Raw genomic sequence first — 21,688 nt, forward strand, 5'->3', positions numbered from 1 at the left:
AATGTATTTCGTAAAAGTATATGTAACTTACAAAGATTCAGTATTGGACCCTCAAGGTGAAGCAGTCAAAGGTGCCGTTCATCGTTTAGGCTATGACACGATTGAAGATGTTCGAATTGGTAAATATTTTGAAATCAAAGTAGCTAAAAGTGATCGTCCCATCGAAGAAATGATTGAAGAAATCTGTGACAAATTATTAGCTAACGTTAATATGGAAACTTACCGCTATGAAATTAGTACGATGGAGGAAGTTTAAATGAAATTTGCAGTCATCGTTTTTCCAGGTTCAAATTGTGATATGGATATGTATTGGGCAATCAAAGAAATTATGGATGTTGATTGTGAATATGTTCGCTTTGATGCAGATAGTTTGGCTGGTTTTGATGGCGTCTTATTGCCAGGCGGATTTTCTTATGGCGATTATCTGCGCTGTGGTGCAATTGCTCGTTTTGCAAATATTATGGCAGAAGTTGTCCGTATGGCCGAAGAAGGCAAGCCAGTCTTTGGTACTTGCAATGGCTTTCAAATTTTAACTGAGGCAGGTCTTTTACCGGGGGCTTTAAGAAGAAATGACAGCTTAAAATTCATCAGTAAAATTACACCTTTAAAAGTTGAAAATAATCAAACAAACTTTACGACCGAATATGCGGAAGGAGAAATTATTCAAATCCCCGTTGCCCATGGTGAAGGAAACTATTACTGCGATGAAGCGACATTGGATCAATTAAAAGCCAACAATCAAATTGTCTTTTCTTATGCAGAAGATAATATTAACGGTAGTGTTGAGAAAATTGCTGGTATCGTCAATGAAAAAGGTAACGTTTTAGGAATGATGCCTCACCCTGAAAGAGCGGTAGAGAAATTATTAGGGTCAGATGATGGCTTGAAATTTTTCGCATCAATGATTAATAACTTCGGAAAGGTAGCGGCTAAATAATGATTAAAACAGAACCGACAGCTCAAGAGATTAAAGAGCAAAGAATCTACGCTGAATGGGGGCTAACTGACGAAGAATATCGAATGATTTCAGAGGATATTTTAGGTCGGATGCCTAATTATACTGAGACAGGACTTTTTTCAGTCATGTGGAGTGAGCATTGTTCATATAAAAATTCAAAACCGGTTTTAAGAAAATTTCCAACAACTGGTAAGCAAGTATTACAAGGGCCTGGTGAAGGTGCCGGGATTGTTGACATTGGTGATAATCAAGCAGTTGTATTTAAAGCAGAAAGTCATAACCATCCTTCAGCTGTTGAACCTTATGAAGGGGCCGCAACCGGTGTTGGCGGAATTATTCGTGATATTTTTAGTATGGGTGCAAGACCGATTGCTATCTTAGATTCTTTACGTTTTGGTGAATTAGATAATTCCCGAACAAAATATTTATTAGAAGAAGTTGTCGCTGGAATTTCTGGTTATGGTAACTGTATTGGAATTCCAACTGTCGGAGGCGAAGTAGCTTTTGATGCGAGCTATGAAGGAAATCCATTAGTTAATGCAATGTGTGTTGGTTTAATTGATCATAAAGATATTCAAAAAGGGCAGGCCAAAGGTGTCGGCAATAAAATCATGTATGTAGGGGCTAAAACTGGTCGCGATGGTATTCATGGCGCTACTTTTGCTTCAGAAGAATTTGTTGAAGGGGAAGAACAACAACGTTCGGCTGTGCAAGTTGGTGATCCATTCATGGAAAAATTATTATTGGAAGCTTGTCTGGAATTGATTTTAGACCATTCTGAAATTTTAGTTGGCATTCAAGATATGGGTGCAGCTGGTTTAGTATCTTCTAGTGCAGAAATGGCTTCAAAAGCTGGATCTGGTTTGAAACTTTATTTAGATGATGTACCTCAACGGGAAACAGGAATGTCCCCTTATGAAATGATGTTGTCAGAATCTCAAGAACGGATGTTAATCTGTGTTGAATTAGGGGCAGAAGATCAAGTGGTCGAATTATTTAAAAAATATGATTTAGATGCTGTAACAATTGGTGAAGTAACTGACGATGGTTTATATCGTTTATATCATCATGATGTAGAAGTTGCGAATTTGCCTGTGGATGCTTTAGCAGAAGATGCGCCGGTTTATCAGAATGAAAAGAAAGAACCTGCTCGTATTAAAGAATTTGCGGAAATGGCTGATTTTGTACCAACAATCCAAGATGCAACAGCAACCCTTTTAGATTTGTTAAAACAACCGACTATTGCTTCTAAAAAAACAATTTTTGAAACTTACGATTCTAGAGTTCGGACTAATACAGTGGTAGGCCCGGGTAGTGATGCCGCTGTTCTTAGAGTACGTGGCACGAATAAAGCATTGGCAATGACAACAGATTGCAACGCCCGTTATTTATATCTAAATCCTGAGGTTGGCGGACAAATTGCAGTTGCAGAAGCTGCGCGAAATATTGTTGCATCTGGTGGACAGCCTTTAGCGATTACTGACTGCTTAAATTATGGTTCTCCTGAAAAACCTGAAGGATTCTGGGAATTATGGACATCTGCTGATGGTATTTCTGAAGCTTGTACCGTTTTAAACACACCAGTCATTTCTGGGAATGTCTCTTTATATAATGAAACAGACGGAAAAGCGATTTATCCAACTCCAATGATTGGTATGGTTGGCTTAATCGAAGACTTAAACCATGTAACAACTCAACAATTTAAAAATGTTGGTGATTTAGTCTATGTGATTGGTGAAACCAAAGCCGATTTTAATGGTTCTGAAATTCAAAAAATGCAAAAGGGTTTAATTGAAGGGAAACTAATGAATTTTGATTTAGCTACTGAAAAAGAAAACCAAGAGTTGGTTTTATCAGCAATTAAAGCTGGTTTAGTATCTAGTGCTCATGATTTGTCTGAAGGCGGTCTAGCAACGGCTTTAGCTGAAGCTACTTTCGCGAATGAATTAGGGATTTCAGTGAAGGTTGATTTGAAAGCAGCAGAATTATTCAGTGAAACACAATCTCGTTTTATCCTTTCTGTGAAAAAAGAAAATCAAGCAGCTTTTGAAAGTAGTGTTAAAAAAGCGCAATTTATTGGTGAAGTAACTGCCGATGGTCAATTAACAATTGAAGCGAATGATGGAAAAATTAATGTTGCAGTCAAGACAGCCAAAGAACTTTGGGAGGAAGCTATTCCATGTCTTATGAAGTAAGAAGTTTAAATGAAGAATGTGGTGTGTTCGGCATCTGGGGTCATCCAGATGCTGCACGCGTCACTTATTTTGGTCTCCATAGTTTACAGCATCGAGGACAAGAAGGCGCCGGTATTGTATCAAATGATGAAGGTAAATTAAAAGGATACCGTGATTTAGGTTTATTGTCTGAAGTTTTTAAAGATGAACGACAGTTAGATCAATTAACTGGACAAGCAGCCATTGGTCATGTGCGATACGCGACTGCCGGAAATGGTAGTGTGGATAACATTCAACCGTTTTTGTTTAAGTTTTATGATGGCGATTTTGCACTAGCGCATAATGGTAATTTAACTAATGCTAAAACTTTAAGAAAAGATTTAGAGGAAGAAGGCGCAATTTTTCACTCTAATTCAGATACAGAAATCTTAATGCACTTAATCCGTAAAAGCGCCAAACCAGATTTTTCTAGTCAATTAAAAGAAGCCTTGAACACTGTTAAAGGTGGTTTTGCTTATTTAATGATGACGGAAGATTCTATGGTAGCCGCTTTAGATGCCAATGGCTTCAGACCATTATCAATCGGACAAATGGTGAATGGTGCATATGTGGTTGCTTCAGAAACTTGTGCCTTAGAAGTAGTTGGTGCCGAGTTTTTACAAGACGTAAATCCTGGTGAAGTAATTACTATTAACGACCAAGGTTTGACAGTTGAAAAATTTACTGATGAGACACAACATGCAATTTGCTCAATGGAATACATTTATTTTGCTAGACCTGATTCAAATATTGCAGGGGTAAACGTTCATAGTGCTAGAAAAAATATGGGTCGAATTTTATCATCTGAAGCACCGATTGAAGCGGATATGGTAGTCGGTGTGCCAAATTCATCATTATCAGCTGCTAGTGGTTATGCAGAAGCAACTGGCATTCCTTATGAAATGGGTTTAGTAAAAAATCAGTACATCGCAAGAACTTTTATCCAGCCTACCCAAGAATTAAGAGAACAAGGTGTTCGGATGAAGTTGTCAGCAGTTCGAGGTGTTGTTGAAGGCAAAAAAGTCATCATGGTAGATGATTCGATTGTGCGTGGGACAACCAGTCGTCGGATAGTGGAATTATTAAAAGAAGCCGGTGCAAAAGAAGTTCATGTACGAATTGCTTCACCACCTCTACGCTACCCTTGTTTTTATGGAATAGATATTCAAACAAGAAAAGAATTAATCGCAGCAAATCATTCAATTGAAGAAATTCGTTCAGAAATCGGTGCTGATTCTTTGGCCTTTTTAAGTGAAGAAGGATTAATTGACGCGATTGGCTTGAAGTTTGATGCACCTTATTCTGGTTTATGTATGGCTTATTTTAATGGGGATTATCCTACGCCATTGTACGATTATGAAGAAAAATATCAAGAATCATTACGTGAAAAAATTTCATTTTTCTAAAGGAGAGAAATAATGGCTAACGCATATCAAAAAGCTGGTGTCGATGTAGAAGCGGGTTATGAAGTGGTAGAAAGAATTAAAAAACATGTCAAGAAAACTGAAAGATTAGGCGTGATGGGCGCAATTGGTGGCTTTGGCGGCAATTTTGATTTAAGTCAATTAAACGTCAAAGAACCCGTCTTGATTTCTGGTACTGATGGTGTGGGAACAAAATTGATGGTCGCTATTCAGGCAGATCGTCACGATACAATAGGGATTGACTGTGTAGCAATGTGTGTCAACGACATTATTGCGCAGGGCGCTGAACCATTATATTTTTTAGATTATATTGCTACTGGAAAAAATGTTCCAGAACGTTTAGAACAAGTTGTTGCCGGTGTAGTTGATGGTTGTGTGCAAGCTGGGGCAGCTTTAATTGGTGGCGAAACAGCTGAAATGCCAGGTATGTACGGTGATAAGGATTATGATTTAGCTGGCTTTGCTGTGGGGATTGCCGAAAAAAGTAAAATTGTAACTGGGGAAAAAATTCAAGCTAGCGATGTTTTGATTGGGTTGCCTTCATCAGGAATTCATTCCAATGGCTATTCTTTGGTTCGTAAAATTTTCTTTGAAGATAATGATTTTACGATTTCGGATAAATTGCCAGAACTTGATTGGGCATCGTTAGCTGATGAATTATTAAAACCAACTCGGATTTATGCCAAGGCAATTTTACCTTTGGTTAAAGATGAATTACTCCATGGTGTAGCTCACATAACTGGTGGCGGATTTGTTGAAAACTTACCAAGAATGCTACCTGATCAACTTGCTTGTGAGATTGAATTAGGAACCTGGCCAATCTTACCAATTTTTTCAACTATGGAGAAATATGGTCAAATTCCTACCATGGAAATGTACGAAATTTTCAATATGGGTATTGGTATGGTATTAGCGGTTGCACCAGAAAAAGTTGCAGCGGTTCAAGAGCTGTTGCAAAAAAATGATGAAGCTTCTTATATTATTGGAAAAGTAACTGACAAAGTTAATGAGTCGATTTCATTTAAGGGAGCAAAATAAATGAAAATTGCTGTCTTAGCTTCTGGGAATGGTTCTAATTTTGAAGCTTTAGCTAATGCTGTTCGAAATGGAGAGATTCCTGCAAAAATTGATTTACTTTTTTCTGATCACCAGGATGCGTATGTCTTAAAGAGAGCGGAAAAATTTCAAATTCCCAGTGAAAGCTTTGAATTGAAAGAGTTTGAAAATAAAGCTGCTTATGAAGATGCATTATTGAATTTACTGAAGAAAAATCAGATTGATTTAGTTATTTTGGCAGGTTATATGCGAATTGTCGGTGAAAAACTTTTGCAAGCATTCCCGAAAAGAATTATTAATATTCATCCGGCATTATTGCCTAGTTTCCCGGGATTACACGGTATTAAAGATGCTTTTGAAGCTGGAGTAGCTGAAACAGGTGTCACTGTTCACTATGTAGATAGTGGTGTGGATACTGGACCAGTTATTGCGCAAGAAAAAGTGATTATTGATAAAAATGATACTTTAGAAACTTTAGAAGAAAAAATTCATGCAGTTGAGCATGGACTTTATCCCGCAGTCATTGCGAAAATCATAAAGGAGTTTGGTCATGAAACGTGCGCTGATTAGTGTATCTGATAAAAATGGAATTGTTTCGTTTTCTGAAAAATTAATCGAAAACGGATTTGAAATTATTTCTACTGGTGGAACTAAAAAAGTTTTAGATGAGGCCGGTGTAAAAACAATCAGTATTGATGAAGTCACTGGTTTTCCAGAAATGATGGACGGAAGAGTGAAAACACTGCACCCGAAAATCCATGGTGGTTTGTTAGGACGAAGAGACTTAATTAGCCATATGGAAGCAATGGACGCTCATGACATTCAACCAATAGATTTGGTTTGCGTGAATTTATATCCCTTTAAAGAAACTATCTTGAAAAAAGAGGTTACGGAAGCGGATGCGATTGAAAATATCGATATCGGTGGTCCAAGTATGCTTCGTTCAGCGGCGAAAAATTTCGCGGCTGTTACTGTAGTGGTAGATCCGCTAGATTATGAAACAGTTTTACAAGAATTTGCTGAAAACAACGAAACTAGTTTAGCTACGCGAAAAAAATTAGCGGCAAAAGTTTTTCGTCACACGGCTGCTTATGACGCCCTGATTGCTGAATATTTAACAGCAGCAGTTGAAGTTGCTGAACCAGAAAAATTAACTTTAACTTATGATTTAAAACAAACTTTACGATACGGTGAAAATAGTCATCAAAAAGCAGCTTTTTATCAAGATGCTATTCCTGTTTCTTATTCAATTGCTAGCGGGAAACAATTACACGGCAAAGAATTATCGTACAATAATATTAAAGATGCTGATGCTGCTTTAAGGATTGCCCGTGAATTTTCTGAACCAACTGTTGTGGCGTTGAAACATATGAATCCTTGTGGTATTGGAACTGGGAAAACAATTTTTGAAGCTTATAATTATGCATACGAAGCCGATCCCGTTTCCATTTTTGGCGGTATTATTGTTGCTAACCGAGAAGTTGATTTGGCAACAGCTGAGAAGATGCATGAATTATTTCTAGAAATTATTATTGCACCATCTTTTTCTGCTGAAGCATTTGAATTATTGTCGAAGAAAAAGAATTTGCGATTATTAATACTAGACTTTAGTAATTCAAGTTCTGAACAAGTAGAAATAGTATCTGTACTAGGTGGTTTATTAGTTCAAGACCAAGATATCTTGACTGAAAAAGCAGAAGGGTACGAAGTCGTCACGGATCGCCAGCCAACCAAAGAGGAATTAAAAGCGTTAGAATTTGCTTGGAAAGCTGTCAAACACGTGAAATCAAATGCGATCGTCGTTGCTAACCAGCATCAAACAGTTGGTATTGGTGCCGGCCAAATGAATCGTGTGGGTTCTGTAAAAATTGCGCTAGAACAAGCTACTGATAAAATGGCTGGCGCTGTTTTAGCTAGTGACGCTTATTTTCCAATGGATGATTCAGTAGAATATGCAGCTGAACACGGCATTAAAGCGATTGTCCAACCTGGTGGTAGTATTCGAGATAAAGATTCAATAGCGATGGCAAATAAATATGGTGTAGCGATGGTCTTTACTGGTGGCCGTCACTTCAGACATTAAGAGGTGACCTGATGAAAATTCTAATTATCGGCTCTGGTGGTCGTGAACACGCCATTGCTAAAAAAATATTAGCTAGTCCAAAGGTGACAGAGGTATTTTGCGCAAAAGGAAATCCTGGTATGCTAAATGACGGCATTCAAACTTTAGCTATTGAAGAAGATAATCATCCGGCTTTGATCGAATTTGCTAAAGAAAATCAAATCGAATGGACATTTGTCGGACCTGAAGTACCATTGTTGAATGGGATTGTCGACGATTTTCAAGCTGCTGATCTAAAAATATTTGGACCTAATAAAGCAGCTGCAATGATCGAAGGTTCAAAAGAGTTTGCTAAACAAATTATGCTAGAAAATCAAATTCCAACTGCAGCCTACGAAGTATTTACTGATTTTGATCAAGCGCAGGCCTATATAAAAAAAATAGGCACGCCAATTGTAATCAAAGCAGACGGTTTAGCTGCAGGCAAAGGGGTAGTAGTGGCACAGGATGAACAAGAAGCTTTATCAGCACTAGATGAAATGCTCAATCAAAACCGTTTTGGTGAAAGTGGTGCTAAAGTGGTGATTGAGGAGTTTCTAGCTGGTGAAGAGTTTTCGCTATTATCTTTTGTTAGAAATAATGATGTTTATCCAATGGTTATTGCTCAAGACCATAAGCCAGCTTTTGAAGGAAACAAAGGGCCTAATACTGGTGGAATGGGTGCCTATTCTCCCGTACCACAAATTTCCGAATCAATTATTAATAAAGCAGTCGAAAATGTTGTCAAACCTGCTGTAAATGGTATGGTTCAAAATGGTACACCTTTTTCTGGCATATTATATGCCGGCTTAATTGCAACTTCAGATGGACCAAAGGTTATTGAATTTAATGCCCGTTTCGGTGATCCAGAGACTCAGGTTGTTTTGCCGCGTTTAGCTAGTGATTTGGCTGAAGTTATTGACGATCTGTTGCATGAAAAAGAACCAAAAATAAACTGGTATGATTTTGCTAGTGTTGGTGTTGTTATAGCTGCTGATGGCTATCCTGGAGATTATCAAAAAGGTATGCCGGTTCCAACCTTTGATGATGAAAATGTCAACATTTTTTATGCCGGAGTTTCTGATTCAGATGGTCTAAAGGCAAATGGAGGCCGGGTTTTAGTTGTGGAAGCAAATGGTGAAAATATTTCTGATGCACAGCAAAAAGTTTACAAAGCATTAGAAAAAACAAATACAGATGGTTATTTTTTCAGAAAAGATATTGGTGATAAAGGTCGTAATAAATAATCAATTTATTTGTTTTTAATTTTCTTAGTTTTTAGTAAGATAAAAAATTTGCTAGAAAAAAATAATTGAATAAAATAAAAAAGAGCTTTATTGCAGCTTGCAATAAGGCTCTTTTTTTAGTAAAATCAAGACCGTTGTGAAGAATAAAAGCATTAATATTAATAAGTAGAAACAGATAAGTGAAGATAATAAAGAGGAAAACAATGACATGCGCGGTATATCATGTTAAAATAAAATTATGAAAAAATAATGAGATTAGAATTGAAAAAATAAGTTTTTATGAATATTGTTATCCCAATATTTTAAATTTTATGTTGTTCATTCTTGTACGTATATATCAATTGATAAGAAAAGAGGAAGTTTGATGGATGATAAATGGCTATCGTCTCAATTGGAAGCTGAAAAACCCAATATGGAAGCAATCATGGATTTTTTACCAAACTCTCAGTATTTAAAAATTTTGCTGGCACAACTCACTCGTCACTATGAGCCACAAATTAAAATAATATTTCAAAAAAAGCTTGGATGGCACATTGAAGTCGTACAATATCAAGGTTTATTGTGTTCAATCATCATTCATGACGACTATTTTTCAGTAAAAACCCCACTACCTGATTTTGGGATTCGCTATTTAACGCCAATGATTCAAGTAATGTCTGATGAGTTTAAAGAAAAGTTTGCACAAATATCTCCATCAACAAAGATGATCGAAATGGATGTAACGAATGAAGCTGAAATGGAAGATGTCGTTTTTCTAGTCAGTCTTCAAGCTAAAAACTTAAGAGAAAAACATTAAAAAGGTTTAATGTTCGTGTTTTAGCAAGAATAATAAAAATTATTCTTGCTTTTTTCTCATTTTTATTGTAAATTACATAGGGCGAAATGTCCTATGTTTTTTATTGTGTAAACAAATGGAGGATTTTATGAAAGTATTTGATTATGAAGATATCCAACTAATTCCCAACAAGTGTATCGTGAACTCTCGTTCAGAATGTGACACAAGTGTTAAATTAGGTAAATTCAGCTTTAAAATGCCAGTGGTTCCCGCTAATATGCAAACAATTGTCGATGAATCAATCGCAGAATTTTTAGCAGAAAATGGTTACTTTTACATAATGCATCGTTTTTACGAAGAAGAGCGGATTCCGTTTATTAAAAAGATGCAAAAAAGATGTTTGTTTACATCAATCAGTGTTGGTGTAAAAGCGAATGAATATGATTTCGTGCAATCGTTGGCCGATCAAAATTTAGTACCAGATTATATCACAATTGATATTGCCCATGGTCATTCTGATCCAGTGATTAATATGATTAAGCATATTAAAAAATTATTGCCGGATGCATTTTTGATTGCTGGTAATGTTGGAACTCCTGAAGCGGTTCGGGAACTAGAAAATGCTGGTGCAGACGCGACAAAAGTCGGCATTGGACCCGGTAAAGTATGTATTACTAAAATTAAAACTGGTTTTGGAACTGGCGGTTGGCAATTAGCAGCATTAAGTTGGTGTGCAAAAGCTGCCCGAAAACCTATTATTGCCGATGGTGGAATTCGTACCCATGGTGATATTGCTAAATCTGTTCGTTTTGGAGCGACAATGGTAATGATTGGCTCACTTTTTGCTGGCCATGAAGAGTCTCCAGGTGAAACCAAAGTTGAAAATGGTGTCGTTTTAAAAGAATATTTTGGTAGTGCTTCTGAATTTCAAAAAGGTGAAAAGAAAAATGTGGAAGGTAAAAAAATCTGGATTCCGTTTAAAGGTCATTTGAAAGATACTTTAGTGGAAATGCAACAAGATTTACAGTCTTCAATTTCTTATGCAGGTGGTCGCGATTTGGAATCTATCCAAAAAGTTGACTACGTAATAGTTAAAAATTCAATTTTCAATGGTGATACAATTTAAATTTAAAAGTGATAGAGGAAGATCAAATTGATCATCCTCTATCACTTTTTTTGATTGACAGTGGCCCTTTCCTCCAGTAATTTTAATACTAAGGGAAGTGAGTCGACTGATGTGGCAGTTAAATAACCAAAAAAATATTCCAGTCTATCAACAAATTATGGAACAGTTAATCGAATATATTCAAAATGGCCAATTACTGCCGGGAGATCGTTTGCCACCGGAGCGAAAATTGGCTGAGACTTATCATGTGAATCGTTCAACAGTAGTTCATGCGTTGGATGAATTAGTTGCTTTGGGCTGGATTGTACGAAAACGTGGTAGCGGAACGCTTGTTAACGAGGGAAACTGGGGCAGAACAGCTAATCCTCGGATTGATTGGCGAAGGCGATTAGCCGACAATCATTTTCAACAAGAAGCGTATTTAGTTAAACTGCAACAGCAATTGAAATCAGTCCAAAGTTTGGATCTATATACTGGAGAATTACCACTGAATTTAATTCCCAGTTTTCGTTTACCTTCTTTCAAATGGGAGACATTGCTACTGGAAGAACAAAAGCAAAGCCCATTGGGTTATTTACCATTACAGGAATTAATTGTTCAGCGGATAAAAAAAGAACAAAAAATCGATGTTTCTTCTAATGAAGTGCTAATTACATCAGGAGCCAAACAAGCCATGTTTTTATTGCTTCAAGTGATGTTACAAAATGGCGATAGTGTCGCGATTGAAGATCCATCATTTTTGTACTCTTTGCCAATTTTTGCTACTGCGGGCATTCGATTGTACGGTGTTGAATTAGATAGCCAAGGAATGCGAGTGGATCAGTTAGAACAATTGATTTTAACCAAAAAAATCAAAATGATATTAGTCAATCCGACCTTTCAAAATCCAACTGGCAGGACTATGTCTTTACAAAGAAGAAAAGAATTAATTGATTTAAGTCGAAAATATCAAATTCCCATTGTAGAAGACGATGTGTTTAGCGAATTGGCCTTCGTAGATTTACCGCCGTCCTTGAAAGAACTTGCACCAGATGAAGTCATTCACTTAGGTTCCTTGTCAAAAATATTTGGTTCATCTTTGAAAATTGGTTGGATTGTTGCAAATCGTGATTTGATTGTGCGTTTAGCCGAAGCACGTCAAATGGTTGATTTTTCTTTAAGCGTTTTTCCACAGGTTGTTGCCAGCACTGCATTAAAGGATCCTTATTTTAATCAAAAGCAGCAGAATTTAGTAGACACCTTAAAACAAAGCGCTCGTGATTTTGAAAAAGAATTAAAGCTTTTATCAAATGATTGGCAGTTTGAACCGATTGAAGGTGGGTTGTATGCTTATTTAACCTGGAAAAATAAAAAATTAACGAGAAAAGATTGGGAACTTTTTTTAGATGAACAATTATTGGTAGCTCCGGCGTTTTTATTTAGTAATGATACGATGTCCCTTAGGATTAATTACACTCGTCTAAATCAAGAAAATTTGGCAGTGTTTTTTAATAAATTTCAACAAATCACCGATCAATTGAAACAAAAATGAAGGAGGTCAATATGAATAATCAAATGCTAGATCTATTACAAACCCGTCGTACGTACCGTGATTTCGATGAGAATTATCAACTATCGGAAGAAGAATTACAGGTGATTTTATCAGCTGCAAGACAGGCGCCAACTTGGATGAATGGACAATTCTACAGTATTTTTGTGGTAAAAGATTCCTCAATTCGAGAAAAATTAGTTGCAATGAATCCAGGTAATCCCCACATGCTAAAAAGCTCTGTTTTTTTAATTTTTGTTGCTGATTTAAATCGTTCAAAAAAAGTCGCTGATAAATATGAGGTTGATTTCCCGATAATTGAAGGAATTGATCCATTATTGACTGCGGTGACTGATACAGCCTTAGCCATGAATAGCGCAACATTAGCCGCTGAATCCCTCGGGTTGGGTAGTGTTATTGTAGGAAGTATTCGCAAAGACATTGATGCAATTAGCCAATTATTAAATCTACCCGATTATATGTTTCCAGTAGCTGGAATGAGCATTGGTAAACCAACTGTTGAAATGAAAGTAAAACCACGTTTACCCGAAGAAGCTATTGTATTTTATGACACTTTTAAAGATTATGACTATCAAGTGATTGAAAAATATGATGAAACGATGGACAAATTTGCAGAAGCCAGAGAAACAAAAATCTGGAGTCAAAAATTTGCTGATTATTTTTCACAAAAACCAAATACTGCAGTTGATCAATTTCTTAAAGATAAAAAAATTCAAAAATAACTTTAGATGATTTGACAGAAACAGATTTTCAATTTATAGTTATTTTATTAAATAATATAAATATTGTTAGGTGAGGCTCCTATATGGACATAAGCTACTGCCGCAAAGGAATCGAGAGACTCCGAGTTGGTCTAACAGATGCCATCGTGAAGGTGACGTTTAACGTAGCTGACAAATTTTGTCTACGCCCTATAGTGCTAAAGCTCAACGATGACATGATTGAGGTTATTTCCGCATGCTTGTTGTTGAGTGTGCGTTTTTTTGTGTCTGACAATGAAAGGTGGTGAGGAAGATGGATCTTGACGAACATCCGAGTAAGAGAATAAGAAATTGGAGGAATTATTATGATGAGCAAGAAAAATCTCCTTGCCAAAAATATCAGCAAGGACCAAGAACTAAAAAAATTAGCACAATTAACTGATCGGGATTTATTTTTAAACTTAAGGACTTCTGAAAAAGGTTTGTCAAATCAAGATGCAAAAACGCGTTTGGAAGAATATGGGCCCAACGAAGTATCTGCACAAAAACCGACGCCTGCTTGGTTATTGTTTTTACAAGCCTTTAACGATCCTTTTGTTTATGTTTTAGCATTGTTAGTGATTGTTTCAATTGCCACTAAAGATTTTCAAGCGGCAATTGTAATGGTTATTATGATTTTAGCGAGTGTTTTAATCACTTTTATTCAAGAATACCGTTCCCAAAAAGCCAGTATTGAATTAAAAGAATTGATTGAAAATACCTCTGCCATTACAAGAAATGGCGAAACAGCGGAAATACCAATGGATGAAATTGTTCCTGGAGATATCCTAACTTTAGCAACGGGTGATATGATTCCTGCTGATGCAGTTTTGATTTGGACCAAAGATTTGTTCGTTAATCAATCTTCGTTAACGGGTGAATCAATGCCGATTGAAAAATTTATTAATAGTGCCCACAACAAAATAAGTGAGGAAACTGCCCTAGATTTATCAAATTTAGTTTTTATGGGAACAGATGTCTTGAGTGGTCAAGGCAAAGCTATTATTTTAAAAACCGGGCAGCAAACATTTTTTGGAGACATTGCTAAAAATGCAACAGCCAAACGTGGGAAGACAAGTTTTGACATTGGTTTGACGAAAGTTAGTAAATTGCTATTACGGATGATTATGGTTTTATTCCCTTTAGTTTTACTAATTAATGGTGTTACTAAAGGAGATTGGAGCAGTGCTTTCTTCTTTGCAATTGCCGTAGCAGTTGGTTTAACGCCAGAAATGCTTCCAATGATTGTTAGTTCAAATCTGGCCAAAGGTGCTTTGACATTGTCTAAACAAAAAGTGATTGTGAAAGAACTAGCTGCGATTCAAAATTTAGGTGGCATGGATATTTTGTGTACTGATAAAACCGGTACGATTACAGAAGATCGTGTGGTATTAGTTGAACATTTGAACCCTTTAGGGGAAGAAAATCGCCAAGTTTTAGATCTAACTTTTTTAAACTCAACTTATCAAACTGGTTGGAAAAACTTAATGGATATTGCAGTGATTAATTACTATGAAGAACAAAAACAGCAATTACCTTATCAAACAGTCCAAAAAATCGATGAAATACCCTTTGATTTTTCACGTCGTCGTTTGACAGTTGTGATTAAAGCAGATGATCATCAATTAATGATCACAAAAGGTGCGGTTGAAGAGATGGCGACTGTCTGCGATAAAGTAGAGATTAATGGAGAAATCTTACCCTTAACTGATGAATTAAAAGAAAAATTGCAAGAAGTAAACCAAAAAATGAATCGTCAAGGTATGCGAGTAATCACGGTGGCAATCAAAAAAGATGTCCATAGTGATGCAATTTATAGTAGCAGTGATGAAAAAAATATGACTTTAATCGGTTTTATGGGATTTTTAGACCCAGCAAAAGAATCTGCTAAGACTGCAATTGATTCTTTGCATCAACATGGAGTAAACGTCAAAGTTTTAACAGGTGACAATGAAATAGTAGCCCAAAAAGTTTGTAATGACGTAGGTATTGATGCCAGTAAATATGTTTTAGGTACTGAAGTTGACCGAATGAGTGATCAAGAATTACAGATTGCTGGTGATACAACTAATTTATTTGCAAAATTAAATCCAATGCAAAAAGCTCGGATTATTGAAAATTTACAAACAAAAGGCCACACGGTTGGTTTTATGGGAGATGGAATTAATGATGCACCAGCTTTAAGAAAAGCCGATGTGGGGATATCGGTTGATACAGCTGCTGATATTACCAAAGATGCCAGCTCGATTATTTTGTTGGAAAAAAGCTTAACCGTTTTAGAAAGCGGTGTGTTAGAAGGCCGGCGAGTATTTAGTAATATGATGAAATATATTAAAATTACGATTAGTTCAAATTTTGGGAATGTCTTTTCAATTTTAGTTGCTAGTGCCTTCCTACCATTTTTACCAATGTTGTCCATGCAACTTTTATTGCAAAACTTAATTTATGACATTGCTCAGCTAACAATTCCTTGGGATAATGTGGATGAAGAAGAATTAGTTAAACCAACAAAGTGGGAAACAAAAGGTTTGTTGAAATTTACGGTTTGTATTGGTCCAATCAGTTCGATTTTTGATATCTTAACTTTTGTCTTAATGTGGTATGTTTTTGGCGCAAATACAATAGGAAATCAAAATCTATTTCAAACAGGTTGGTTTGTTGTAGGTTTAACGACGCAAGCCTTAGTAGTTTTAATGGTAAGAACTAGAAAAATTCCATTTATTCAAAGTCGTCCGGCACCACAAGTTTTGGCTAGTCTACTGGCTGCAGTAGTGGTTGGTATTATTATTGTGATCACGCCAATAAGAGCGCAATTTGATTTTGTAGCATTACCTAATGCCTATTGGGTATGGTATTTCTTAATTGTTGTTGGCTATTTAATTGCAGTGCAGATTGGGAAAAAAATATATATCAAAATTGCTGGTGAATGGGTTTAAAATTATAACAGAGTGACTTTTATAGTTGCTCTGTTTCTTTTTTTATAGCAAGTATATTTCCACAAGTGGATTTTTTCACAATTAAAAATTGTAATTTTTAAATTGTTAGATCACGAGTTGATTTATGACTGGCAATCATAGCGGAAGAAAGAGGTTTCAGTCTCTTGTTAGTTTTATTTGTTAAACCACTTTAGTTTGGTCATTTTTTCACAAAAAAATAAGAAATTTCTAGCTAAAACTTTTATGGTAGCGTTGCATATTGTTTGTCTTCTCATGTTAAAAATGATACTTTAATGATGAAGCTGAGAAATCAGTAGTACAGATTCAGTTCCTGTTTTATCAGTGACTGAGAAAAAGAGAGGAAAGTGTGACAACATGGCAGAAAAAAAGAAAACGATCGACTTTAAAGCGTTATTAGCCGATATTAATGCTGATTTCCCTGTTTATCAAGCAATTGATGAAGATGGAAAAGTAGTAAACGAAGCATTAATCCCAGATTTATCAGATGAGGAATTGGTCGAATTAATGACTAAAATGGTTTGGTCACGGGTGTTAGATCAGCGTTCAACTGCATTGAATCGTCAAGGTCGTTTAGGATTTTACGCGCCAACTGCTGGCCAAGAAGCTAGCCAACTAGCTAGTCAATTTGCATTTGAAAAAGAAGATGTTTTATTACCAGGTTATCGTGATGTGCCTCAATTGGTTCAACATGGGTTACCTTTAGCAGAAGCATTCTTATGGTCGCGCGGTCATGTTGCCGGAAATCATTATGCTGACGATTTACAAGCATTACCACCACAAATTATTATTGGAGCGCAATATGTCCAAGCAGCTGGTGTAGCATTAGGTCTTAAGAAACGTAATAAGAAAAATGTTGCCTTCACATATACTGGTGATGGTGGTTCATCTCAAGGGGACTTTTATGAAGCGATTAACTTTGCTGGAGCTTACCATGCTAATGCCGTTTTTTACATTCAAAACAATGGCTTCGCAATTTCAACTCCGCGAGAACAACAATCTGCGGCAGCTACTTTAGCTCAAAAAGCTGTTGCTGCTGGAATCCCAGGTATCCAAGTTGATGGTATGGATCCATTGGCTGTTTATTATGTATCAAAGATGGCTCGTGAATGGGCAGCAAATGGCAACGGTCCAGTTTTAATTGAAACTTTGACCTACCGTTATGGTCCTCATACTTTATCAGGTGATGATCCAACTCGTTACCGTTCTAAAGAAATGGATGACGAATGGCAAAAGAAAGATCCATTGGTTCGTTTCCGAAATTATTTAACGGAAAAAGGTCTTTGGTCTGAAGAAAAAGAAGAAGCAATCATTGAACAAACAAAAGAAGAAATCAAGGAAGCAATTTCTGAAGCTGATCGTGTACCTAAACAAAAAGTTTCAGACTTCTTAAAAAATATGTATGAAGTACAACCGCAAAGTATTAAAGAACAAATTGAATTCTATGAAGCGAAGGAGTCGAAATAATCATGGCCCAAAAAACAATGATTCAAGCCATCACTGATGCTCTTGATTTAATGCTAGAAAAAGACGAAAATGTATTAGTTTTCGGTGAAGATGTTGGTAAAAACGGTGGTGTATTCCGTGCGACTGAAGGATTACAAGCAAAACATGGAGAAGAACGCGTTTTTGATACACCTTTAGCTGAGTCAGGAATTGGTGGTTTAGCGTTTGGTTTGGCTTTAGAAGGTTTTCGCGCTGTTCCAGAAATTCAATTCTTTGGTTTCGTTTTTGAAACGATGGATGAAGTAGTAGGTCAAATGGCTCGCACTCGTTACCGTATGGGTGGTACACGTCATTTACCAGTCACTATTCGTTCACCTTTTGGTGGTGGTGTGCATACACCTGAACTTCACTCTGATAATTTAGAAGGCTTGATGGCTCAATCTCCCGGTTTGCGAGTAGTTATCCCATCAAATCCATATGATGCAAAAGGATTATTGATTTCTTCAATTCGTAACAATGATCCAGTTGTTTATCTAGAACATATGAAATTGTATCGTTCGTTCCGTGAAGAAGTGCCAGAAGGAATTTATGAAGTACCTTTAGATAAAGCTGCTGTAACTCGTGAAGGTAGTGATGTTTCAATTATTACTTATGGCGCAATGGTTCGTGAAGCTATAAAAGCAGCCGATAATTTAGCAAAAGAAAATATCAACGTTGAAATTATTGATCTTAGAACAGTTGCTCCTCTAGATGTTGAAACAATTATCAAATCAGTTGAAAAAACTGGTCGAGTGGTTGTTGTACAAGAAGCACAAAAACAAGCCGGTGTCGGTGCACAAGTAGTTTCTGAAATTTCTGAAAGAGCTGTATTATCCCTAGAAGCTCCGATTGGACGTGTTTCTGCCCCAGATACAATTTTCCCATTTGGTCAAGCGGAAGGTATCTGGTTACCAAATGCTAGCGATATTGAAGCAAAAGTAAAAGAAATCGTAGAATTTTAATTAAAGGAGCGAGATAAGCATGGCTTTTCAATTTAAACTGCCTGATATTGGCGAGGGAATCGCAGAAGGCGAAATCGTTAAATGGTTTGTAAAACCAGGTGACACAATTAATGAAGATGATACTTTGTTAGAAGTTCAAAATGATAAATCAGTTGAAGAAATTCCATCACCAGTGACAGGTACGGTGAAAAATATTTTAGTTTCAGAAGGAACAGTGGCTAATGTAGGCGATGTTCTAGTTGAAATCGACGCACCTGGTCACGAAGATAACGAAGGTGATAGTGGTGTTGTTGCTACAGAACAAACACCAGAAAGTCCTGCAGCTGAACCGGTAGTAGAATCAGGTTCAAGTTCATCTGGCGGCGGTGTTTTCCAATTTAAATTACCTGATATCGGCGAAGGTATTGCTGAAGGCGAAATCGTTAAGTGGTTTGTCAAAGCCGGCGATACAATTAACGAAGATGATACTTTATTAGAAGTACAAAATGATAAATCAGTTGAAGAAATTCCGTCTCCAGTTACTGGAACGGTTAAAAATGTCATCGTACCTGAAGGAACAGTGGCAAATGTAGGCGATGTTTTAGTCGAAATCGATGCACCAGGTCATAACGATAGTGCATCAGCAGCGCCAGCTGCAGCTGAAACTCCGGCAGCTCCCGTTGCAGCAGAAGCACCAAAATCAACTGGTGTTGTTGCAGCAAGTGACCCAAATAAAAATGTTTTGGCAATGCCATCTGTTCGTCAATATGCCCGTGAAAAAGATGTAGATATCACAGTTGTTGCGGCAACTGGTAAAGGTGGTCGTACAACAAAAGCTGATATTGATGCCTTCCTAGCAGGTGGAAATGCAGCGCCAGTAGCAAATACACCAACTCCAGCTACTGAATCAACACCTACTGGTACTACTCCTGCACAGCCAAGTGCACCAGCAGCGCCAGCTAAACCGTTCGTTTCAAATATGGGCGAAGCAGAAACAAGAGAAAAAATGACACCAACTCGTAAAGCAATTGCTAAGGCGATGGTGAATAGCAAACATACTGCACCACATGTTACTTTGCATGATGATGTAGAAGTATCTAAACTTTGGGATCACCGTAAGAAATTTAAACAAGTCGCTTTAGACAATGGTACAAAATTAACTTTCTTACCTTATGTGGTGAAAGCTTTAACTGCAACAGTTAAAAAATTCCCAATCTTGAATGCGTCAATTGATGATGCAGCCCAAGAAATTGTTTACAAAAATTATTATAATATCGGCATCGCTACCGATACTGATCATGGTTTATATGTACCAAACGTAAAAAATGCTGATACAAAAGGGATGTTCCAAATTGCTGATGAGATCAATAATAAAGCTGCTGAAGCAATTGAAGGTAAATTAGCAGCTGAAGATATGCGCAATGGAACAATTACTATTTCCAATATTGGTTCTGTTGGTGGCGGCTGGTTCACACCAGTTATCAATTATCCTGAAGTTGCGATTTTAGGTGTTGGAACGATTACACAAGAACCGATTGTAAATGCTGATGGTGAATTAGCTGTCGGTCGCGTGATGAAATTGTCATTAAGTTTTGACCACCGAATCGTCGATGGCGCTACTGCTCAAAAAGCCATGAACAATATTAAACGTCTATTGGCTGACCCAGAATTACTTTTAATGGAAGGATGATAGAAACATGGTAGTTGGAGATTTTGCCATTGAATTAGACACAGTTGTAATTGGTTCAGGACCTGGAGGATATGTTGCTGCAATTCGTGCAGCAGAAATGGGTCAAACCGTTGCAATTATTGAACGAGAATTTATCGGCGGCGTTTGTTTAAACGTCGGCTGTATCCCATCAAAAGCGTTAATTTCTGCTGGACATCATTATCAAGATTCATTGGATTCTAGTTTGTTTGGTGTAACTAGTGAAAATGTAAAATTAGATTTTGCAAAAACACAAGATTGGAAAGAAAATGGTGTCGTTAACAAATTAACTTCAGGCGTCAAATTCTTATTGAAAAAACACAAAGTTGAAATCATTGAAGGAGAAGCTTTTTTTGTTGATGATCATACTTTGCGAGTGATTCATCCCGATTCTGCGCAAACTTATTCGTTTAACAATGCGATTGTTGCGACCGGTTCACGTCCAATTGAGATTCCAGGATTTAAATTTGGCGGTAGAATTTTAGATTCAACTGGTGGATTGAACTTGCCAGAAGTACCGAAAAAATTCATCATCATCGGTGGCGGTGTTATCGGTGCTGAACTAGGTGGCGCATATGCAAACCTTGGTGCTGAAGTAACAATCCTTGAAGGAACACCTCAAATTTTACCAACTTATGAAAAAGATATGGTGAAATTGGTAGAAGATGATTTTGCCAAAAAAGGGGTAAAAGTTATTACTTCTGCAATGGCTCGTGAAGCTATTGATAATGGCGATAGCGTTAGTGTTCGTTATGAAGTAGACGGTAAAGAAGAAACGATCGAAGCAGACTACGTAATGGTGACTGTTGGACGTCGTGCCAATACAAATGATATGGGCTTAGAACAAGCAGGTGTTGAGATTGCTGATCGTGGCTTGATTGAAGTCGATAATCAAGGACGTACAAATGTACCTAATATTTATGCTATTGGTGATATTACACCAGGAGCAGCTTTAGCTCACAAAGCAAGTTATGAAGCTAAAATTGTTGCAGAGGCAATTTCTGGTAAAAAAGTAGCGATTGATTATAAAGCTATGCCAGCTGTTGCATTTACTGATCCAGAACTTGCTTCTGTTGGTTTAACAATTAAAGAAGCGAAAGCTGCCGGTATTGAAGCTAAAAGCTATAAATTCCCATTTTCTGGTAACGGTCGTGCATTATCTTTAGCTAAAACTGAAGGATTTATTCGTTTAGTTACGACAGTCGAAGATAATGTGATTGTCGGTGCACAAATTGCTGGTGTAGGTGCAAGTGACATGGTTTCGGAATTAGCCCTAGCGATAGAATCAGGAATGAATGCTGAAGACATTGCTTTAACAATTCATCCTCATCCTTCTTTAGGAGAAATTACCATGGATGCTGCTGAACTTGCTCTAGGTTTACCAATCCATATTTAATTTTTAATCAGTGAA

The 21,688-nt window shown here is 36.9% G+C and carries 17 protein-coding genes and 1 riboswitch; all 17 genes read left to right on the forward strand.

Features of this window, described 5'->3' with window-relative positions:
• The first annotated feature begins 1 nt into the window (after nucleotide 1).
• The 17 genes from purS (at nucleotide 2) to lpdA (ending at nucleotide 21,673) form a co-directional block, all read left to right on the forward strand.
• Nucleotides 2–256 carry a phosphoribosylformylglycinamidine synthase subunit PurS gene (gene purS, locus ACVWNY_RS06215; RefSeq protein WP_438720082.1) on the forward strand — a complete coding sequence of 85 codons (255 nt, stop codon included), beginning with the start codon at nucleotides 2–4 and terminating at the stop codon, nucleotides 254–256.
• Entirely contained in the window at nucleotides 257–937 is a 681-nt protein-coding gene (gene purQ, locus ACVWNY_RS06220) for a phosphoribosylformylglycinamidine synthase subunit PurQ (RefSeq protein WP_454071832.1), read from the forward strand.
• Nucleotides 937–3,153, forward strand: coding sequence for a phosphoribosylformylglycinamidine synthase subunit PurL (gene purL, locus ACVWNY_RS06225; RefSeq protein WP_218325342.1), 2,217 nt, complete (start codon nucleotides 937–939; stop codon nucleotides 3,151–3,153). Before purQ ends, purL begins: the two co-directional genes overlap by 1 nt.
• Nucleotides 3,138–4,577 carry an amidophosphoribosyltransferase gene (gene purF / locus ACVWNY_RS06230; RefSeq protein ID WP_454071833.1) on the forward strand — a complete coding sequence of 480 codons (1,440 nt, stop codon included), beginning with the start codon at nucleotides 3,138–3,140 and terminating at the stop codon, nucleotides 4,575–4,577. The genes purL and purF overlap by 16 nt, the downstream gene beginning before the upstream one ends.
• Before the next feature lie 12 nt (nucleotides 4,578–4,589).
• The gene (gene purM, locus ACVWNY_RS06235) at nucleotides 4,590–5,633 is read left to right on the forward strand and encodes a phosphoribosylformylglycinamidine cyclo-ligase (protein WP_218325340.1); all 1,044 of its coding nucleotides are present in this window, start codon (nucleotides 4,590–4,592) and stop codon (nucleotides 5,631–5,633) included.
• Entirely contained in the window at nucleotides 5,634–6,221 is a 588-nt protein-coding gene (gene purN, locus ACVWNY_RS06240; RefSeq protein ID WP_454071834.1) for a phosphoribosylglycinamide formyltransferase, read from the forward strand.
• Nucleotides 6,202–7,734: a bifunctional phosphoribosylaminoimidazolecarboxamide formyltransferase/IMP cyclohydrolase gene (gene purH, locus ACVWNY_RS06245; RefSeq protein WP_454071835.1), complete on the forward strand. Its 1,533-nt coding sequence runs from the start codon at nucleotides 6,202–6,204 to the stop codon at nucleotides 7,732–7,734. The genes purN and purH overlap by 20 nt, the downstream gene beginning before the upstream one ends.
• An 11-nt stretch (nucleotides 7,735–7,745) precedes the next feature.
• Nucleotides 7,746–8,999 (forward strand): phosphoribosylamine--glycine ligase, encoded by a 1,254-nt coding sequence (gene purD / locus ACVWNY_RS06250; RefSeq protein ID WP_454071836.1) that lies wholly within the window; start codon nucleotides 7,746–7,748, stop codon nucleotides 8,997–8,999.
• A 364-nt stretch (nucleotides 9,000–9,363) separates the two neighbouring features.
• Nucleotides 9,364–9,795: a DUF3788 family protein gene (locus ACVWNY_RS06255; RefSeq protein WP_218325336.1), complete on the forward strand. Its 432-nt coding sequence runs from the start codon at nucleotides 9,364–9,366 to the stop codon at nucleotides 9,793–9,795.
• A gap of 127 nt (nucleotides 9,796–9,922) precedes the next feature.
• On the forward strand, nucleotides 9,923–10,900 hold the full coding sequence (gene guaC / locus ACVWNY_RS06260) for a GMP reductase (protein ID WP_218325335.1): 978 nt from the start codon (nucleotides 9,923–9,925) through the stop codon (nucleotides 10,898–10,900).
• Nucleotides 10,901–11,009: 109 nt separating this feature from the next.
• Nucleotides 11,010–12,431, forward strand: a complete 1,422-nt coding sequence (locus ACVWNY_RS06265) for an aminotransferase-like domain-containing protein (RefSeq protein ID WP_218325334.1) — start codon at nucleotides 11,010–11,012, stop codon at nucleotides 12,429–12,431.
• A gap of 11 nt (nucleotides 12,432–12,442) precedes the next feature.
• Nucleotides 12,443–13,171 carry a nitroreductase family protein gene (locus ACVWNY_RS06270; RefSeq protein WP_218325333.1) on the forward strand — a complete coding sequence of 243 codons (729 nt, stop codon included), beginning with the start codon at nucleotides 12,443–12,445 and terminating at the stop codon, nucleotides 13,169–13,171.
• A gap of 55 nt (nucleotides 13,172–13,226) precedes the next feature.
• A riboswitch (M-box (ykoK) riboswitch) is annotated at nucleotides 13,227–13,393 on the forward strand.
• A 125-nt stretch (nucleotides 13,394–13,518) separates the two neighbouring features.
• Nucleotides 13,519–16,125: a magnesium-translocating P-type ATPase gene (mgtA, locus tag ACVWNY_RS06275; RefSeq protein ID WP_218325455.1), complete on the forward strand. Its 2,607-nt coding sequence runs from the start codon at nucleotides 13,519–13,521 to the stop codon at nucleotides 16,123–16,125.
• A 375-nt stretch (nucleotides 16,126–16,500) separates the two neighbouring features.
• Nucleotides 16,501–17,610, forward strand: a complete 1,110-nt coding sequence (gene pdhA, locus ACVWNY_RS06280) for a pyruvate dehydrogenase (acetyl-transferring) E1 component subunit alpha (protein WP_218325332.1) — start codon at nucleotides 16,501–16,503, stop codon at nucleotides 17,608–17,610.
• A 2-nt stretch (nucleotides 17,611–17,612) separates the two neighbouring features.
• A complete protein-coding gene (locus ACVWNY_RS06285) occupies nucleotides 17,613–18,590 on the forward strand; it encodes an alpha-ketoacid dehydrogenase subunit beta (protein ID WP_218325331.1) in 978 nt (325 codons plus the stop codon).
• A 19-nt stretch (nucleotides 18,591–18,609) separates the two neighbouring features.
• Nucleotides 18,610–20,259 carry a dihydrolipoyllysine-residue acetyltransferase gene (locus ACVWNY_RS06290; RefSeq protein ID WP_454071837.1) on the forward strand — a complete coding sequence of 550 codons (1,650 nt, stop codon included), beginning with the start codon at nucleotides 18,610–18,612 and terminating at the stop codon, nucleotides 20,257–20,259.
• A 7-nt stretch (nucleotides 20,260–20,266) separates the two neighbouring features.
• Entirely contained in the window at nucleotides 20,267–21,673 is a 1,407-nt protein-coding gene (gene lpdA / locus ACVWNY_RS06295) for a dihydrolipoyl dehydrogenase (RefSeq protein ID WP_218325329.1), read from the forward strand.
• Nucleotides 21,674–21,688: the final 15 nt, after the last annotated feature.

The organism is Enterococcus sp. JNUCC 77 (genome assembly GCF_054819945.1).

Bases quoted from the DNA above. Each gene is read 5' to 3' on its own strand.
- purS (WP_438720082.1), top strand. From the start codon at position 2: ATGTATTTCGTAAAAGTATATGTAACTTACAAAGATTCAGTATTGGAC.
- purQ (WP_454071832.1), top strand. From the start codon at position 257: ATGAAATTTGCAGTCATCGTTTTTCCAGGTTCAAATTGTGATATGGAT.
- purL (WP_218325342.1), top strand. From the start codon at position 937: ATGATTAAAACAGAACCGACAGCTCAAGAGATTAAAGAGCAAAGAATC.
- purF (WP_454071833.1), top strand. From the start codon at position 3,138: ATGTCTTATGAAGTAAGAAGTTTAAATGAAGAATGTGGTGTGTTCGGC.
- purM (WP_218325340.1), top strand. From the start codon at position 4,590: ATGGCTAACGCATATCAAAAAGCTGGTGTCGATGTAGAAGCGGGTTAT.
- purN (WP_454071834.1), top strand. From the start codon at position 5,634: ATGAAAATTGCTGTCTTAGCTTCTGGGAATGGTTCTAATTTTGAAGCT.
- purH (WP_454071835.1), top strand. From the start codon at position 6,202: ATGAAACGTGCGCTGATTAGTGTATCTGATAAAAATGGAATTGTTTCG.
- purD (WP_454071836.1), top strand. From the start codon at position 7,746: ATGAAAATTCTAATTATCGGCTCTGGTGGTCGTGAACACGCCATTGCT.
- ACVWNY_RS06255 (WP_218325336.1), top strand. From the start codon at position 9,364: ATGGATGATAAATGGCTATCGTCTCAATTGGAAGCTGAAAAACCCAAT.
- guaC (WP_218325335.1), top strand. From the start codon at position 9,923: ATGAAAGTATTTGATTATGAAGATATCCAACTAATTCCCAACAAGTGT.
- ACVWNY_RS06265 (WP_218325334.1), top strand. From the start codon at position 11,010: ATGTGGCAGTTAAATAACCAAAAAAATATTCCAGTCTATCAACAAATT.
- ACVWNY_RS06270 (WP_218325333.1), top strand. From the start codon at position 12,443: ATGAATAATCAAATGCTAGATCTATTACAAACCCGTCGTACGTACCGT.
- mgtA (WP_218325455.1), top strand. From the start codon at position 13,519: ATGAGCAAGAAAAATCTCCTTGCCAAAAATATCAGCAAGGACCAAGAA.
- pdhA (WP_218325332.1), top strand. From the start codon at position 16,501: ATGGCAGAAAAAAAGAAAACGATCGACTTTAAAGCGTTATTAGCCGAT.
- ACVWNY_RS06285 (WP_218325331.1), top strand. From the start codon at position 17,613: ATGGCCCAAAAAACAATGATTCAAGCCATCACTGATGCTCTTGATTTA.
- ACVWNY_RS06290 (WP_454071837.1), top strand. From the start codon at position 18,610: ATGGCTTTTCAATTTAAACTGCCTGATATTGGCGAGGGAATCGCAGAA.
- lpdA (WP_218325329.1), top strand. From the start codon at position 20,267: ATGGTAGTTGGAGATTTTGCCATTGAATTAGACACAGTTGTAATTGGT.